We start from the raw sequence: 15818 nt of genomic DNA, 5'->3' as shown, positions 1-15818 counted from the left end.
GTGTTGGGAGCCGGGCCGTCGGGCCCGGCTCCCAACACGCTGTAAAATTGGGGCAATGAGCTCCCCCGATCTGCCTTCCGTCGTGAACCCTGCTGAATTGACCGCAGCGGAAATCCAGGCCTGCCTCAAGGTCCTGAACTCCATCCACGTCTACGACGAGGAGCACCCGGACTACGTTTCGGTCCGCCGCGCCACCGGCAAGATGTTTAAGGCGGTCAAGCGTCACCGCCGTGTCGCCAAACGGGACCTGATCGCGGAAGCGGACCGCGCCGTCATCGCCCGGACGGCGACGGCGGCCCCTGACCGGATCGACGACGAGACACGCGGCAACAAGCTGGCCACGTCCGCCACCGGCGAGGTGGCAGGACACCTGATCAGGTCGCGGCCGTGCTACATCTGCAAGCGGCACTACACCCAGGTGGATGCGTTCTACCACCAGCTCTGCCCCGAGTGCGCCGCCTTCAGCCACAGCAAGCGGGACGCCCGCACTGACCTCACCGGCCGCCGGGCGCTCCTGACCGGAGGCCGGGCAAAGATCGGCATGTACATCGCGCTTCGGCTGCTGCGCGACGGGGCCCACACCACCATCACCACCCGCTTCCCGAAGGACGCCGCACGGCGCTTTGCGGCCATGGAAGACAGCGGCGAATGGCTGCACCGACTGCGGATCGTGGGGATCGACCTCCGTGATCCTTCCCAGGTCATGGCGCTGACGGACTCCCTGGACGCTGCCGGCCCGCTGGACATTATCATCAACAACGCCGCCCAGACGGTCAGGCGGTCGGGCAACGCTTACAAGCCGCTGGTCGACGCCGAGGACGAGGCGCTGCCCGCTGCGCTGGAGGCGGCCAACGGCGGACCCGAACTCGTGACTTTCGGCCACGCCCACGACAAGCACCCGCTGGCCCTGGCCAGCACAGTCCTGGAGCATCCGGTGCTCGCCGGTGACGCCGTCACCTCGCTGGCCCTGTCCGCCGGGTCCGCCTCGCTGGAGCGCATCGCGGCCGGGACCGCCATCGATGCGGGCGGACTCGTCCCGGACCTCGCCGGCATCAACAGCTGGACCCAGGTCGTCGACGAAGTCGATCCGCTCGAGATGCTTGAGGTCCAGCTCTGCAATGTGACTGCCCCCTTCCTCCTGGTCAGCCGTCTGCGCGGGGCCATGAAGCGCTCCACTGCCAGTCGCAAGTACATCGTCAACGTCAGCGCCATGGAAGGCCAGTTCTCCCGCGCCTACAAGGGACCCGGGCACCCCCACACGAACATGGCCAAGGCCGCGCTGAACATGATGACCCGGACCAGCGCCCAGGAAATGCTGGATGCCGACGGCATCCTGATGACCGCGGTCGACACCGGCTGGATCACGGATGAGCGCCCCCATTACACCAAGGTCCGCCTCATGGAGGAGGGTTTCCACGCGCCGCTGGACCTCGTTGACGGCGCTGCCAGGGTTTACGATCCCATTGTGATGGGAGAGGCCGGCGAGGACCAGTACGGGGTCTTCCTGAAGGATTACAAGCCCAGCCCCTGGTAGGGCAGCGGAGGCGTGCAGGCCCCTGCTAGGGGCCTTATGGCCCTGATGGGTGCCCCGGGCGGTACGTAACGTGTCTCTACATGGACACAACGACGCCCGAGCCCGACTACAAGCTGACCATGGACCAGTGCTGGGTACTGCTGGACACCGAAACGGTCGGGCGGATCGCGTTGATCGTGGACAACCATCCGGAGGTCTTCCCCGTGAACTTCGTGCTGGAGCGCCGCGCGATCGTTTTCCGCACCTCCGGGGGTACGAAACTATGGGGCGCCATCACGTCCAAGCCGGTGGCCTTCGAAATCGACGGTTATGACGCCCACGAACAAAGTGCGTGGAGCGTCGTTGCCCGGGGGGAGGCCGAGCTGATCGACAGCCAGGAAGAGAAGGAAGCCGTGGATGCGCTTCTCCTGGAACCCTGGCAGCCGGGCGAAAAGAACTACTACGTCCGCCTCGCCCCGAAGGCCCTGACCGGACGCCGCTTCAAGGTCAACACACCGGATCTGTGGAACACCCGCCTCACAGACCCCCGTCGCTCGACGTTCGAATAGCCTGATGCTCCCGTAACCCGCTCTTGTAATCCGGCGTTCCGCAGGCCTCGACTAACGCGCGGCCGGCACAGCGGGACCGGGTGCGTTGCCGGCGCGGTCCTTTTCCGGTGTGTGGACAACCAGCACGGGACAATGTGCGTGTGCCACGCAGGCGGAACTCACCGAGCCCAGCAGCAGCCCGCCGAAACCCCCGTGCCCGCGACGGCCCAGCACCAACATGTCCGCCGACTTGCTCTCCTCGATGAGCATGCGCCGGGGGTGTCCCTGAACCAGCCGCTTCCCGACGTTGGCGGGGGTATCAGGACCGAAGGCCTTTGCTACGGCGTCAGCAAGGATTTCGCCTGCCCGGACGTCGAAGTCGTCGATGCCCATGGCGACGTAGCCGTCATAGACCGGCGGGAAGTCCCAGCAGGCCAAGGCAACGACCTTCGCCGAGAGCGGGACGGCGAGGCGCTGCGCCTGGCGCAGGGCCTCCACCGAGGCCTCAGAACCATCCACGCCCACCAGGATCGTCCGGACATCAAGGTCTTCACTCATTGCTGATCCCTTCATAGTCCCGGCAACCCGGTTCATACTCCTGGCAGCGCGGCGCCGGCAGCGTGTCCCTCCTAGGATGGCGGCGCAGGTCCGGGCCGCCTAGGGCCTAAAGTCACGCAGAGGACCGGGCCGCACTCCGGCGGCTAGGTCCAACGACCCTTGCCCCGTGAGTCGGCGTGCAGAAGAATGGCAGAGGCCAGGGGAACGGCATCACACGAGGCAGCGCCAAGCGGCCGGACAGGAGAATCATGATTGCCTGGGCAGACGGAGGTCTCTCTGCACCCGATGGCGTTCCGGCTGTCATCCGTGTCTTTATTCTCGATGACCATGAACTTGTCAGGCGGGGGCTGCAGGAACTCCTGGAGGGCGAAGGCTTCCAGGTCGTGGGCAGCTCCGGATCCGCGGTGGAAGCAACCCGCCGGATCCCCGCCCTGCATCCGGATGTCTGCGTGTTGGATGCCCGGCTCCCGGACGGAACAGGCATAGAAGTCTGCCGGGATGTGCGTTCCGTGGATCCTTCGCTGAACTGCATCATCCTCACGAGTTTCGACGACGAGCAGGCTTTGCGCGGCGCGGTACTGGCCGGAGCCAGCGGCTACGTCCTGAAGGAAATCGGCGGGACGGACCTCATCGGTGCGCTGCGGCGCGCCGCCGTCGGTGAATCCCTTTTCGAGGAGGGCCTGGCGGCCGGCATCGTCGACAGCCTCGTGCAGGCGGAGGACGTGGACCCCCGAACCGCGAATCTGACGCCCCAGGAACGCAGGGTCCTGGAGCTGGTGGGCGGCGGACTCACGAACCGCCAGATTGCCGCCGAAATGTTCCTCGCCGAAAAAACGGTCAAGAACTACGTATCCTCGCTATTGGCGAAGCTGGGTTTCGAGCGGCGCACCCAGGCCGCCGTCTTCATCGCCAGCCCCTCGTCACCGGTGGCGGCCGCCGCCAGCGGTTCCACTGAGGCCCACCGCCCGCACAGCGTCCGGTAGGCGCGGCTGGCTGCGGCAAGGGTTCGTTCGGCTAAAGCGGCACGGACCACTCCAGGCTGGTACCGGCGTCGGGCGCGCTGGTAATCGTGCATTCTCCGTCCAGCATCCGCGCGCGGTCCTCCAGATTGATCAGGCCATTACGCTTTTCGGGATCGGAGAAGCCCGTTCCGTTGTCAGTAATGACCACGGTGACCCGTCCCTTGATGGCGCCGACGGAGACCGAGATTGAGTCGGCGCCGGAATGGCGGATGGCATTGCTGAGGCCTTCGGAGACCACAGCGACGACGTTGTCTGCCTTGTCCGGGGTCACCGCGTCGACGGGACCGGTGATGGTCAGCCGCGGCGCGAACGGCATGGACTTGGCCGAGCTCCGGGTGACCCGCCGGATGCGGCCGCTGAGCAGCTCGGTTTCGCCGCTGTTGCTCTTCAGCGAGTAGATGGTGTCCCTAAGGCTCCGGATGGCCTCGTCCAGCTCGCCCGTGATGTTGCGGATCCGCTCGAGCGCGAGCTCGTCCTTGGTGAAGCGGGTCAGGCTCTGGACGCTCAACCCGGCCGCGAACAGCCGCTGGATGACGAGGTCGTGCAGGTCCCTGGCAATCCGGTCCCGGTCCGTGAAAACCAGGAGCTCTTCGCGGAGCCGGTGGACACGGGCCAGCTCGAGGGCCAGTGCCACGTGGGAGCCGAAGACGGCTCCCATTTCGATGTCCGTGCGGGCGTAGCGGACGGAATCGCTGTCGCGGAGCAATAGAAGCAGGCCGTGGTGGGCGCCCTGGGTGCTCAGGGCCACCGCCAGCAGCGGACCCCTGGCTCTCGCGTCGATCCCACCGAACAGGACTACAGCATCCTCAAGAAGCACGGGTTCTCCCCCGTCCAGTACCCCCTGGAGCACCGGGGAGTCCAGCATCAGCGTCCGGCCCGAATACAAGCTTCCGCGTTCACCGGCAACGCCCACGACGACGTACCCGGGTCCGTTCACCGCCGGGGCCGCCAGCAACGCCAGCTGGGATTCAGACTCCTGCAGGGCCCGGCTGGCGATCGGATCCAGCCCGCCCGAGGTGTAGTCGCGGTCGCTGCTGAGCATGAGCCCGGAGATATCCATGCAGGCTTCGAGCCAGCGCGCCCGGCGCCGCGCGTCGTCATAGAGCCTGGCGTTCTCGATGGCGACGCCGGCGGCGGCGGCCAGTGCTACAGCCAGGGCCTCGTCCTCCGCGGTGAAATCGTTGCCATCTTCCTTCTCCGTCAGGTAAAGGTTCCCGAAGACGACGTCCCGGACCCGGATGGGGACGCCGAGGAAAGACTGCATGGCAGGGTGGTGGGCCGGGAAACCATAGGCCTCCGAATGCTTGCTGAGGTCGTGCAGCCGCAACGGCCGCGGTTCGGAAATCAGCAGGCCGAGCACTCCGTGGCCCGTTGGCAGCGGCCCGATTTCGTGGGCCAGTTCGTCGTCGATCCCAACCGTGATGAAGTGGCTGAGCGCCCGGTCGTCGCCGATCACGCCCAACGCGCCATAGCGGGCGTGCAGCAATGTCCGGGCCGACTGGACGACTCGTTCCAGCACGGCGTTGAGGCTCAGGTCCTCGGCCACCGCGACAACGGCCTCGAGCAGACCCGCCATACGTTCCTGTGACTGGAGCAGCTCTTCGGCCCGGGCCGGGAATCCGCTCGGCAACTCCTCTGTCCGGGGAATGCCGCCCGGCACGGTCTGCTCCCGGCCTTCTCCCGTTGAATGCATGATCTATGCCCCAATTCAGTACGACGCACATCAACGCTGACGACGTGTTGCCAGAATACCGTGTCAGCGGGCGGAAAGCGGCTGTAAGTCGCAGTTTGTTGCTCGCGTGGGGGACCTTCTGCCCTAGCCGTCCGGCGCCGTGGGGGCATAGGCTCGCGGCCATGAGTACTGATTCGAAGCCCGGAGACCAGCAGCCGCACGCCGTGGAGAACCTTGATCATCATGAGTGCTGGAGGCTCCTGCGCAGCGTCACAGTGGGCCGGCTGGCGGTCTGGGTGGATGACCATCCGGATATTTTCCCCATCAACTACAAGGTGGACCACGGGACGCTGGTTTTCCGAACGGCGGAAGGCACCAAGCTGCAGGCAGCCACTGGGGACACCCCCGTGGCGGTCGAAGCAGACGGCGTCGACGCGGACACCGGGATTGCCTGGAGCGTGGTGGTCAAGGGGCAGGCGGCACCGGTGAAGAACCAGCAGGAAGTACTGGATACTGTGGGCCTGTTGCTGTTCCCGTGGCAGGCCGGCAAGAAGGAGCACTTCGTCCGGATCACTGCCGACACGGTCACCGGCCGGCGGTTCAAGGTGGTGCCGCCCCTGACCTGGTGGACGCCGCTGGACGACGCGACCCGGTCAGGCCTCGAATAGCCTCCGCCATCCCCGCTCAGACAACGGAGAGCGCATCGGGTGGTTCGGGGCTGATTAGGCGAGGCGCGTGATTTCCACACTCACGCTGAGGGCAGATCCCCCGCCGCCGGACAGGATGCCCTTGAGCGGGGGCACGTCGCGGTAGTCCCGGCCCCGTGCGACGGTGACGTGGAAGTCACCCGCAGGCTTGTGGTTTGTCGGGTCCCAGCTGCGCCACTCGCCGTCCCACCACTCCAGCCATGCGTGCGACTGCCCCGCGACGGTCTCGCCGAGGTCCGCCGTCGAACGCGGGTGCAGGTAGCCGGAGACGTAGCGGGCAGGGATCCCGCAGCTGCGCAGCGAACCGATGGCGAGGTGGGCCAGGTCCTGGCAGACGCCCTGGCGCTGGTTCCATGCCTCCTCCGCGTTCGTGGTGACGCCCGTGGAGCCCAACATGTACGTCATTTCGCCGCGCATCCACTCAAAGACCGCGAGGGCCGCCTCGTGCGGGTTGCAGCCCTCGACGACGCCCGGGACGATGCCAAGGACCTCGGCGCCTGGTCCGGTCAGCTGTGACTGGGGAATCCAGTCACTGAACTGGTTGAGCGTCTCCGGAGCGGCCAGCACGTCCCAGCCGGCGATGTCCGCCTCGGCCGGGATCCTCTCCACCCGGTGCACCTCGACCGTGGTGGTGGACAGGACCTCCAGGTGCTCGTGCGGCATCTGCATGTCGAACGCCGTCACGCGCGTGCCCCAGTAGTCGCGGTAACTGCTCAGGGCGGCCTGCGACGGTGAGACCTTCATGGAGGACTCCAGGACCACCTGCTGGGGATCCGTCAGCGGCGTCATGCGGGCCTCGTTGTAGGAGAGCGTCACGCGCTTGTTGTACTTGTAGGCCGTCTTGTGGACGATACTCAGCCGGGTCATGAAACTTCTCCCACCCAGGCCAGTTCGTCTGCCTGATTGAAGTACTTACGGGAAATGGCGTCCGAGGACTGCGAGACCGCCTTCTGCACCCGCTCCATGTGCTCCGGCAGCTCGGACATGAGGTCATCGGTGCGGTGGAATTCCAGGAACGTGCGGGCCTGGCCGACGATCCGGCGGGCGTCGTTGATGAAGCCGACACGCTGCGCCGACGGATCGAGCTTGGCCAGGCAGTCGTCCGCGTCGCGCAGCGCGTATACGATCGAGCGCGGGAACAGCCGGTCCAGCAGAAGGAACTCGGCAGCATGCTGGTCCCCGAACGCTGCCCGCCGGGTCCGCAGGAAGGATTCGTAGGCGCCGGCGCACCGGAGCATGTTCACCCACGACATGCCAGCGGAGAGCACGTCCCGGGTGGAGAGCATGCGGGCCGTCATGTCGGCGCGCTCCAGTGACCGGCCAAGGACCAGGAACAGCCAGCTTTCGTCGTGGCTGACGGTGGTGTCCGCGAGGCCGCTGACCATGGCTGTACGTTCCAGGACCCAGTTGCAGAACCGGTAGGTGCCAACGACGTCCTTGCGGTGCTGGTTGAGTCCGTAATACGTGGTGTTCAAGCTTTCCCAAAGCCCGGAGGAAACCGTCTCCCGGGCGCGCCGGGCGTTCTCCCGCGCAGCACCGAGCGAGCCGGCGATGGACGTGGCGCTGTGCTTGTCATATGCGAGGGCATTGAGCAGCTCGTTGAGGCCGAACTCCTCGTTCTGCGCGCGCGCCCCCATGACAGCGAGGAGTTCCTGCGCAACGCTGCGCTGCTCCTCCATGGGCAGGTGGTTCAACCGTTCCAGGTGGACGTCGAGGATGCGGGCGGTGCCGTCGGCCCGTTCCACATACCGGCCGATCCAGAAAAGGGACTCGGCAATACGGCTAAGCATTCGGGGCAACCTCCATCGGCTCTGAAATCTGCTGCTGCTGCTGCTGCTGCTGCTGCTGTTCCTTTTGGCTGTCGCGCCAGTTGCTCTCCACGGGCCAGACCGACACCCGTTCCCGGACGGCGATGGCGGGCCGGGGCAGGGTCTCAACCGGAACCTGCGGCGAGTCCGCCAGCACCCAGGTGTCCTTGGATCCGCCGCCCTGGCTGGAGTTGACGATCAAGGATCCTTCCTTGAGCGCCACGCGTGTCAGCCCGCCGGGCAGGACCCAGACGTCGTCGCCGTCGTTGACCGCGAAGGGCCGCAGGTCCACGTGCCGCGGGCCGAACTTGTCCCCGGACAGGGTGGGGACGGTGGACAGCTGCAGGACCGGCTGGGCGATCCAACCGCGGGGGTCGGCAATGATGCGTTTCCGCAAGGCCTCGAGCTCGTCCCTGGACGCGTCCGGGCCGATCACGAGGCCCTTGCCGCCGGAGCCGTCGACGGGCTTGACCACGAGCTCATCAAGCCGGTCCAGGACGTGCTCCCGGGCCTCTTTCTCTTCCAGGCGAAACGTGTCGACGTTGGCGATGACCGGCTCTTCGTTGAGGTAGTAACGGATCAGATCCGGGACGTAGCTGTAGACGAGCTTGTCGTCGGCCACGCCGTTGCCCACCGCGTTCGCGATAGTGACGCCGCCGGCCCGGGCGGCGTTGACCAGGCCGGGGCAGCCGAGCATGGAGTCGGCGCGGAACTGCAGCGGGTCGAGGAACTCGTCGTCGATCCGTTTGTAGATGACGTCCACGCGCTGTTCGCCGGCCGTGGTGCGCATGTAGACGCGGTTGCCGCGGCAGATGAGGTCCCGGCCCTCGACGAGTTCGACGCCCATCAGACCGGCCAGCAGTGTGTGCTCGAAGTAGGCGCTGTTGAAGACGCCGGGGGTCAGGACCACGACGGTGGGATCGTCGACGCCGGACGGTGCCGTCTTGCGCAGGGCGGACAGAAGCCTGCGGGGGTACTCCTCGACCGGGCGGATGAGCTGCTGGCCGAAGGCCTCGGGCAGGCCCTTGGCCATGGCCCGGCGGTTCTCGAGGACGTAGCTCACCCCGGAGGGCACGCGCACGTTGTCCTCGAGGACGCGGAAAGTGCCCTCGCCGTCGCGGACGACGTCGATGCCGGAGATGTGCACCCTGACACCGCCCGCCGGCTCGAAGCCGTGCACGGCGCGGTGGAAGTGGGCGCTCGTGGTGACGAGCTGGCGGGGAATGACGCCGTCGGCCACGACCGCCATTTTGCCGTAGACGTCATTAAGAAAGGCCTCAAGGGCCCGGACACGCTGCGCGACGCCGCGTTCCAGGACCGCCCATTCGTCGGCGGGGATCACGCGGGGAACGATGTCCAGCGGGAAGGGGCGCTCCTCCCCCGCGAAGTCGAAGGTTACGCCACGGTCCAGGAAGGTCCGCGCCATGGAGTCTGCGCGGGCGGTGACGTCAGCCAGCGAGAGTTCACGAAGGGCCCCGGCAACCTGCCCGTAAGACTTCCGGGCCTCTTGGCCGGGCGTAAACATCTCGTCGTAGGCGCCGGTGCGGCCGGCCGCCTCTGAGTAATCCTGGAAAAGGTCAGACATGGACTCTAGCCAACCATCTTTTCGTTACGAAATCATTTCACGGGCCCGGCAAGCCTACCGGGAACGCCGGAGGACTCAGGGCCGGAGGCGCCCGCAGATGGCCGCGCCGGGGCACTCCCGTGCAGCAGCCATGGCGATGTCCGATATTTGCGGCACGTGGGGCAAGGTAGGTGCGTGCCTTCGTTGAATCAGAAGTTCCCCGCTCTGCCCGGGCTGGTGGGCGCCGCGGCCGCCGTCGCCGTTGCCATGGCCGTCCATGCCCTGGTTCCCGTGCTCCCGGCGATGACCGTCGCCGTGGTGCTGGGTCTTCTCGCCGCCAACCTCCCGGGGGCAGGCGCGTGGACGGCCGGGACCGGCCGGCGCGGGCTCGACGCCGCCGGCAAGCACCTGATGCGGGCCGGGATCGTGGTGCTCGGCCTGAAGGTCAGCCTCGTGGACGTCCTGGGCCTGGGCTGGGCCGCCCTGCTGTTGATCACCGGTGTCGTACTGGCCGCCTTCGCCGGCACGTACGTCATCAGCCGGCTGTTCCGGCTTCCGCCGCATGTCTCGCTGCTCATCGCGACAGGATTTTCGATCTGCGGGGCGTCCGCGATCGGCGCGATGGCGGCCGTGCGCCGGATCCGGCACCCAGACACGGTCCTTCCGGTCGCCCTGGTGACCCTGTGCGGAACCCTTGCCATCGGCGTCCTGCCGCTGCTGATGCAGCCGCTTGGTCTCGGCCCGGAGACATTCGGGGCATGGACTGGAGCCTCCGTGCACGACGTCGGCCAGGTGGTAGCTACCGCTCAGACCGCCGGCGCGACCGCGCTTGCGACCGCCGTCGTCGTCAAACTCACCCGCGTCATCCTGCTGGCGCCGATGGTCGCCGCCGCCGGCTACCACCACCGGAGCGGTGCCGGGGCGGACACCGCCAACCGCCCGCCCATTGTCCCGCTGTTTGTCCTCGGATTTGTTGCACTGGCCGCCCTGCGTACGACCGGATGGCTCTCCCCCGCCGTGCTCGAGGCGGGTGCCGTGGTGCAGGATGTCCTGCTGGGCATGGCGCTCTTCGGACTCGGATCTGCAGTCCGGGTGGGACAGCTGCTGCACACCGGAGCCCGGGCACTGCTTGCCGCGCTGGCGTCCTGGCTGCTGATCGCCGGCCTGGGCCTGGCCGCCGCGCAACTGATGTTTCCGCACCGCTGATTGCCGCCCGGGGGCGCAGCGCGTGATCGCGCCCACACGCGGCCGTGATTGAATTGCTGGGTGTCAAACCAGAATCTGCGCCGCGATGAGGCCGCAATCCGCTCTGCCGTGATCACCACCCACAGCTACGACGTTTCCCTTGACATCCGCCAGGCGGCCGACCCGAACGCCGCCGGCTACACCAGCCGCAGCGTCATCACCTTCTCCGCCCACGAACCGGGAGCCTCCACCTTCGTGGACTTCATCGCGGGCGACGTGCACAGCGTGTTCCTGAACGGCAAGGGCCTGGCAGTCGCCGACGTCGTGGACGGATCCCGGATCCGGCTGGACGGCCTCCAGGCCGAGAACCAGGTCACAATCACAGGCACCGCGCTCTTCAGCACCTCCGGGGAGGGAATGCACCGGTTCTTTGATCCCGCAGACGGGCAGTGCTACCTCTATACGCAGTATGAGCCCGCGGATGCGCGGCGGGTCTTCGCGAACTTCGAGCAGCCGGATCTCAAGGCCGAATTCACTTTCCACGTCATGGCACCCGCGGAATGGCAGGTGGCCTCCAACGGCGCCGAAGCCGAGCGCACGCTCCTCACAAGTGATCCGGCTACAAGCCGCTGGGACTTCGCCCCCACCAGGGCCATGTCCACCTACATCACCACGGTCCTCGCCGGGCCATACTTCAAGGCCGAGGACACCTGGCGCGGCACGCTCGAGGACGGCACGGACCTCGATGTGCCGCTTGCGCTGTACTGCCGGGCTTCCATGGCGCCCTCCTTTGACACCGAGTCGCTGTTCCAGCTGACGAAGAACGGGCTGGACTTCTTCAGCGGGCTCTTCGACTACCCGTACCCGTGGGGCAAATACGACCAGGCCTTTGTGCCGGAGTACAACCTGGGCGCGATGGAAAACCCGGGCCTCGTGACCTTCACGGAGAGCTACGTGTTCACTTCCCGCGCCGCCGATTCGCAGTACCAGGCGCGCGCCAACACGCTGTTGCACGAGATGGCGCATATGTGGTTCGGGGACCTGGTCACCATGCAGTGGTGGGACGATCTGTGGCTCAAGGAATCCTTCGCCGACTACATGGGCACGCTGGGCGTGGACCGGACCACGGACTGGGACACGGCCTGGGTGAACTTTGCCAACAACCGCAAGGCGTGGGCCTACGTCCAGGACCAGCTGCCCACCACCCACCCCATCGTCGCCGATATCCCGGACCTGGAGGCCGCGAAGCAGAACTTCGACGGCATCACCTACGCCAAGGGCGCCTCCGTGCTCAAGCAGCTCGTCGCGTACGTTGGGTTCGAGGCCTTCGTCGCCGGCTCCCGGCAGTACTTCAAGGACCACGCCTTCGGCAACACCACGCTGGTGGATCTGCTCGCCGCGCTCAGCGCCGCTTCCGGCCGGGACCTGGGTGAATGGGCCCGGAAGTGGCTCCAGACCTCCGGTATTTCGGGCCTCACCAGCGAGATCGAGGACCATGACGGAGTCCTGGGCACTGTGACGGTGGTCCAGGACGCCGTGGACCCGATCACAGGGCAGCAGGAACCGCGGCCGCACCGGCTGCGGATCGGGCTCTACAACCACGATGCGGCCGGCCAGCTGCTCCGCATGGACAGTGTCGAGGCCGACGTCAGCGGGGCCCGGACAGCGGTGGCGGCCCTCGCCGGGAAGCGGCGCCCGGACCTGTTGCTCGTCAATGACGATGACCTCAGCTACGCCAAAGTCCGGCTCGACCCGCGCTCTGAAGCGACCGTCCGCATCTCGCTCGACAAGCTCCGGGACCCGATGGCGAGGGCCCTGTGCTGGACGGCGCTGTGGGATTCGGCGAGGGATGCCGTCACTCCGGCGTCACTCTATGTGGACGCCGTGCAGAGCTTCGGCCCGGCGGAAACCGGGATCGGCGTCCTGCTCAATGTGCTCGGCAACGCCTCCACCGCGATCGAACACTACGTGCCCCGGGGCCAACGGGACGCGGTTCGCCGCGTGTTCCTGGACGTCGCTGCCGACCACCTGCAGGCGGCGGCGCCGGGGTCCGACCAGCAGCTCGCATGGGCGCGTACCGTGGCTGCCACCAGCCGATACGACGCGGGCCGGCTGGACCTGCTCCGCAGCATCCTGGCCGGCAGCACGGTGATCGACGGACTCGCCGTCGATGCGGAACTGCGCTGGAACCTCTGGCACGCCCTGGCGGCCAACGGCCAGGCCACGCCGGACCAGCTCGACCAGGAGCTGGCCCGGGACAACACCGCGGCCGGCAAGTCCGGCCACGCCACCGCTCTCGCCGCACGGCCCGAGGCAGCCGTCAAGAGTGCCGCGTGGGACGCCGCTGTGCACGGCACGTCGCTGTCCAACCAGCTGCTCAGCGCCACGATCACCGGCTTCAATACCGGCCCGGCGGCCCTGCTGGGGAACTTCATTGATCCGTACTTCGAATGCCTGGAGCAGGTCTGGGGGGAGCGGAGCATCGAGATCGCCAGCAGGATCGTCCGCGGACTCTACCCTGCGGGGCAGGATCTCGACGGGCACGGCGGCTCGCCGGACCGGCATGCCGTCATTGTCCGGACCGACAACTGGCTGGCCGAACACGCCCACGCGCCGCACGCCCTGCGCCGCATCATCATTGAACAACGCAGCCACCTCTACCGGGCCCTGACGGCACAAGCCCTGGCCGCAAACCCGGCATCGACTGCTCCGTAACCGTCCTTTTGACGGCCCAGAACGGCCGTTACGGAGCAATCGACGGGGTCGTGGGTGGCCGCAGGGGGTCAGGGGACCCGGTGGAGCCACTCCGGGGTGCCGAACTTGGACTCCACCCGGCGGCGGGCCGCGGCCAGTTCGGCATCCGTGAGCTCCGAGGGCGTCGCCGAATAGCGTTCGGTGAAGACGTCCATCATCGCCGCGACGATCTCGGCGCGGGCCAGCCCGGTCTGGCGCCGGAGCGGGTCCACCCGCTTCCTGGCACTCCGTGTGCCCTTGTCGGAGAGCTTCTCCTTGCCGATCCGCAGCACCTCCACCATTTTGTCGGCGTCGATGTCATAGCTCATGGTCACGTGGTGCAGCATCCCGCCGTTGGCGAGCCGCTTCTGGGCGGCGCCCCCGATCTTGCCCTGGTCCGTGGCGATGTCGTTGAGCGGGACGTAGAACGCGGTGATGCCCACCTTCTCAAGTGCCGCCATGACCCAGGCATCCAGGAAGCGGTAGGAATCAGCGAAGCTGATGCCGTCCACGAGCGTTTGCGGCAGGTAGAGGGAATACGTGATGCAGTTGCCGGCTTCCATGAACATCGCTCCCCCGCCGCTGATCCGGCGGACGACGCTGATGCCGTGCCGGGCCACGCCCTCCGGATGGAGTTCGTTGCGGACGGACTGGAAGCTGCCGATCACGACGGACGGTTCCTCCCAGTCCCAGAAGCGCAGGGTCGGATTCCGCCGCCCGGCGCCGACCTCCTCGGTGAGGACCTCGTCGAGGGCGACATTGACGTGCGTGGGCAGCACGGAGGGCGCAATGATGTTCCAGTGGTGGTCCGCCCAGCCTGTCGCTTGCGCGAGGGCGCGGCGGACCGTGACCGCCACGGCGTCGGCAGAAAAACCGAACAGGACCGCATCCGGGGGCAGCGCCGCCTCCACCGCGGCGGCTATCTCTGCGGCACTGTTGTCCGCCGCCAGCCCAGTGAGTGCGCGGTTGATCTCCGGGAGGGCCTCGTCCGGTTCCAGGAAGAAGTCCCCGCTGAGCGAGACGTTGGCCAGGACACCGTCCGCGACGTCGAAGTCGGCGACCACGAGTTTGCCTCCCGGGACTTTGTACTCACCGTGGTGGCGTCCGCCGTCGTCGGCACTGGAGGGATTGCTGGGGCTGGAAGGCGGGTTGCTCATACCTTCCATCCTGCCCCAAGAACGGGGTAATCCGGAACGCAAAAAAAGCCCGCACCCAAGGGGTGCGGGCTTTTCCAAAAGACCTTGGGGAAAGAATGTTACTTCTTGCCGCCGAAGCCCTTGAAGCGAGCGTTGAAGCGCTCGACGCGGCCTGCAGAGTCCATGATGCGCTGCTTGCCCGTGTAGAACGGGTGGGACTCGGAGGAGATTTCGACGTCGATAACCGGGTAGGTGTTTCCGTCTTCCCACTCGATGGTCTTCTTCGAAGACACGGTGGACTTGGTCAGGAATTTGACGCCGGAAGCCAGGTCGTTGAAAACAACAGCTTCGTACTTCGGGTGTGTATCAGACTTCATAATTGGGCCTTTGTTCGCACAACTGGATTTTGCCAGCTGCCAGGTATGAATGGGATGGCCGCTTGGCGCCGGAAAGCGCAGTACAGCCAGCTACTTATGTTAGCGGAAATCCGCAGAGCCGACGAACCAGCGTGGCAGGCGGGCCAACCGGCAGGCAGCGGACCCTCAGTCCCGGGGCCGGAGCTCCCAGAAGGCAACGGCCGACGCGGCGGCTACGTTGAGCGAGTCCACTCCGGCGCGCATGGGGATCTTCACCGCCAGGTCAACGGCGGCAAGGGTGCCGTCGCTCATGCCCGCTCCCTCCGTGCCCAGCACCAGGGCCAACCGCTCCGGCCGGCGGGCGGCGAGTTCGTCGAGGTCCACGGCGTCTGCAGTGAGTTCCATCGCCGCCAGCGTGAAGCCGTGCCCGCGGAGAACCGCCAATCCCGCCTGCCAGTCGTCGAGCCGCGCCCACGGCACCTGGAAGACCGTGCCCATGCTGACCCGCACGCTGCGCCGGTACAACGGGTCCCCGCAGCGCGGCGAGACGAGGACGGCATCCACACCCAGGGCAGCGGCGGAGCGGAATATGGCCCCGACGTTGGTGTGGTCCACGATGTCCTCCAACACGGCGACGCGGCAGGCACCGGCGAGCAACTCCGCCAACGGCACGGGCGGCGGGCGGTGCATGGCAGCCATCGCCCCGCGGTGCAGATGGAAGCCGGTGATGTCCTCAAGCAGCGCGGCGGAACCGATGTACGCCGGCACGTCGGGGTACTTCTCAAAGATGTCCGACAGGTCCTCGAGCCACTTCTCGGCAAGGAAGAAGGACCGGGGGCGGTGCCCCGCGGCCAGCGCGCGGCGCAGCACACGGGAGGATTCGGCAATGTACATGCCCTCCGCGGGTTCCCTGATTTTGCGCAGGTGCACGTCCGTGAGCCGGGTGTAGTCCGCCACCCGGGGGTCGTGGGCGGATTCAAGGTAGTGGAAGGTCACGGGCAGGTCATTTCAATCGG

General features: G+C 67.0%; 14 protein-coding genes. 6 read left to right on the top strand and 8 right to left on the bottom strand.

Annotation, left to right across the window (positions count from 1 at the left end; translation table 11 throughout):
* The first annotated feature begins 55 nt into the window (after positions 1 to 55).
* Together AC1DES_RS15415 and AC1DES_RS15410 are read left to right on the top strand one after the other, a co-directional pair.
* The gene (locus AC1DES_RS15415) at positions 56 to 1534 is read left to right on the top strand and encodes an SDR family NAD(P)-dependent oxidoreductase (protein ID WP_476896579.1); all 1479 of its coding nucleotides are present in this window, start codon (positions 56 to 58) and stop codon (positions 1532 to 1534) included.
* An 80-nt stretch (positions 1535 to 1614) separates the two neighbouring features.
* The gene (locus AC1DES_RS15410) at positions 1615 to 2082 is read left to right on the top strand and encodes a pyridoxamine 5'-phosphate oxidase family protein (RefSeq protein WP_476896578.1); all 468 of its coding nucleotides are present in this window, start codon (positions 1615 to 1617) and stop codon (positions 2080 to 2082) included.
* A gap of 51 nt (positions 2083 to 2133) precedes the next feature.
* On the opposite strand, the gene AC1DES_RS15405 is transcribed toward AC1DES_RS15410, so the two are convergent.
* Positions 2134 to 2619 carry a universal stress protein gene (locus tag AC1DES_RS15405; RefSeq protein WP_476896577.1) on the bottom strand — a complete coding sequence of 162 codons (486 nt, stop codon included), beginning with the start codon at positions 2617 to 2619 and terminating at the stop codon, positions 2134 to 2136.
* Between the two features lie 248 nt (positions 2620 to 2867).
* On the opposite strand from AC1DES_RS15405, the gene AC1DES_RS15400 reads away from it, so the two are divergent.
* Positions 2868 to 3602 carry a response regulator gene (locus AC1DES_RS15400; RefSeq protein ID WP_476896576.1) on the top strand — a complete coding sequence of 245 codons (735 nt, stop codon included), beginning with the start codon at positions 2868 to 2870 and terminating at the stop codon, positions 3600 to 3602.
* 31 nt (positions 3603 to 3633) lie between these two features.
* Here AC1DES_RS15400 and AC1DES_RS15395 read toward each other — a convergent pair whose 3' ends face one another.
* Positions 3634 to 5334 (bottom strand): GAF domain-containing sensor histidine kinase, encoded by a 1701-nt coding sequence (locus tag AC1DES_RS15395; RefSeq protein ID WP_476896575.1) that lies wholly within the window; start codon positions 5332 to 5334, stop codon positions 3634 to 3636.
* 161 nt (positions 5335 to 5495) lie between these two features.
* Between AC1DES_RS15395 and AC1DES_RS15390 the strand changes: the two genes are divergently transcribed.
* Positions 5496 to 5981, top strand: coding sequence for a pyridoxamine 5'-phosphate oxidase family protein (locus AC1DES_RS15390; RefSeq protein WP_476896574.1), 486 nt, complete (start codon positions 5496 to 5498; stop codon positions 5979 to 5981).
* A gap of 54 nt (positions 5982 to 6035) precedes the next feature.
* On the opposite strand, the gene AC1DES_RS15385 is transcribed toward AC1DES_RS15390, so the two are convergent.
* Genes AC1DES_RS15385 through AC1DES_RS15375 form a run of 3 tightly spaced genes read right to left on the bottom strand, consistent with a single transcriptional unit; the run spans position 6036 to position 9413 of the window.
* The gene (locus tag AC1DES_RS15385; RefSeq protein ID WP_476896573.1) at positions 6036 to 6887 is read right to left on the bottom strand and encodes a transglutaminase family protein; all 852 of its coding nucleotides are present in this window, start codon (positions 6885 to 6887) and stop codon (positions 6036 to 6038) included.
* Complete coding sequence (locus AC1DES_RS15380; protein ID WP_476896572.1) at positions 6884 to 7810, bottom strand: alpha-E domain-containing protein; 927 nt, start codon at positions 7808 to 7810, stop codon at positions 6884 to 6886. The genes AC1DES_RS15385 and AC1DES_RS15380 overlap by 4 nt, the downstream gene beginning before the upstream one ends.
* Positions 7803 to 9413 carry a circularly permuted type 2 ATP-grasp protein gene (locus AC1DES_RS15375; RefSeq protein WP_476896571.1) on the bottom strand — a complete coding sequence of 537 codons (1611 nt, stop codon included), beginning with the start codon at positions 9411 to 9413 and terminating at the stop codon, positions 7803 to 7805. Before AC1DES_RS15375 ends, AC1DES_RS15380 begins: the two co-directional genes overlap by 8 nt.
* Before the next feature lie 183 nt (positions 9414 to 9596).
* On the opposite strand from AC1DES_RS15375, the gene AC1DES_RS15370 reads away from it, so the two are divergent.
* Together AC1DES_RS15370 and pepN are read left to right on the top strand one after the other, a co-directional pair.
* Positions 9597 to 10598 carry a YeiH family protein gene (locus AC1DES_RS15370; protein WP_476896617.1) on the top strand — a complete coding sequence of 334 codons (1002 nt, stop codon included), beginning with the start codon at positions 9597 to 9599 and terminating at the stop codon, positions 10596 to 10598.
* A gap of 60 nt (positions 10599 to 10658) precedes the next feature.
* Complete coding sequence (pepN, locus tag AC1DES_RS15365; RefSeq protein WP_476896570.1) at positions 10659 to 13292, top strand: aminopeptidase N; 2634 nt, start codon at positions 10659 to 10661, stop codon at positions 13290 to 13292.
* A 68-nt stretch (positions 13293 to 13360) separates the two neighbouring features.
* Here pepN and AC1DES_RS15360 read toward each other — a convergent pair whose 3' ends face one another.
* The 3 genes from AC1DES_RS15360 to AC1DES_RS15350 form a co-directional block, all read right to left on the bottom strand.
* Complete coding sequence (locus tag AC1DES_RS15360; RefSeq protein ID WP_476896569.1) at positions 13361 to 14467, bottom strand: lipoate--protein ligase family protein; 1107 nt, start codon at positions 14465 to 14467, stop codon at positions 13361 to 13363.
* A gap of 98 nt (positions 14468 to 14565) precedes the next feature.
* Positions 14566 to 14823 (bottom strand): type B 50S ribosomal protein L31, encoded by a 258-nt coding sequence (locus AC1DES_RS15355; RefSeq protein WP_024365679.1) that lies wholly within the window; start codon positions 14821 to 14823, stop codon positions 14566 to 14568.
* Positions 14824 to 14988: 165 nt separating this feature from the next.
* Entirely contained in the window at positions 14989 to 15798 is an 810-nt protein-coding gene (locus tag AC1DES_RS15350) for a TrmH family RNA methyltransferase (RefSeq protein ID WP_476896568.1), read from the bottom strand.
* Positions 15799 to 15818 lie beyond the last annotated feature (20 nt).

Source organism: Arthrobacter sp. 05T442 (assembly GCF_056395945.1).
The sequence above is the reverse complement of the archived record's forward strand: the minus strand, read 5'-3'. Positions and strand labels throughout refer to the sequence as shown.

Excerpts from the sequence above, each read along its gene's own strand:
- AC1DES_RS15415 (WP_476896579.1), top strand. The coding sequence starts at position 56 with ATGAGCTCCCCCGATCTGCCTTCCGTCGTGAACCCTGCTGAATTGACC.
- AC1DES_RS15410 (WP_476896578.1), top strand. The coding sequence starts at position 1,615 with ATGGACACAACGACGCCCGAGCCCGACTACAAGCTGACCATGGACCAG.
- AC1DES_RS15405 (WP_476896577.1), bottom strand. The coding sequence starts at position 2,619 with ATGAGTGAAGACCTTGATGTCCGGACGATCCTGGTGGGCGTGGATGGT.
- AC1DES_RS15400 (WP_476896576.1), top strand. The coding sequence starts at position 2,868 with ATGATTGCCTGGGCAGACGGAGGTCTCTCTGCACCCGATGGCGTTCCG.
- AC1DES_RS15395 (WP_476896575.1), bottom strand. The coding sequence starts at position 5,334 with ATGCATTCAACGGGAGAAGGCCGGGAGCAGACCGTGCCGGGCGGCATT.
- AC1DES_RS15390 (WP_476896574.1), top strand. The coding sequence starts at position 5,496 with ATGAGTACTGATTCGAAGCCCGGAGACCAGCAGCCGCACGCCGTGGAG.
- AC1DES_RS15385 (WP_476896573.1), bottom strand. The coding sequence starts at position 6,887 with ATGACCCGGCTGAGTATCGTCCACAAGACGGCCTACAAGTACAACAAG.
- AC1DES_RS15380 (WP_476896572.1), bottom strand. The coding sequence starts at position 7,810 with ATGCTTAGCCGTATTGCCGAGTCCCTTTTCTGGATCGGCCGGTATGTG.
- AC1DES_RS15375 (WP_476896571.1), bottom strand. The coding sequence starts at position 9,413 with ATGTCTGACCTTTTCCAGGATTACTCAGAGGCGGCCGGCCGCACCGGC.
- AC1DES_RS15360 (WP_476896569.1), bottom strand. The coding sequence starts at position 14,467 with ATGAGCAACCCGCCTTCCAGCCCCAGCAATCCCTCCAGTGCCGACGAC.
- AC1DES_RS15355 (WP_024365679.1), bottom strand. The coding sequence starts at position 14,823 with ATGAAGTCTGATACACACCCGAAGTACGAAGCTGTTGTTTTCAACGAC.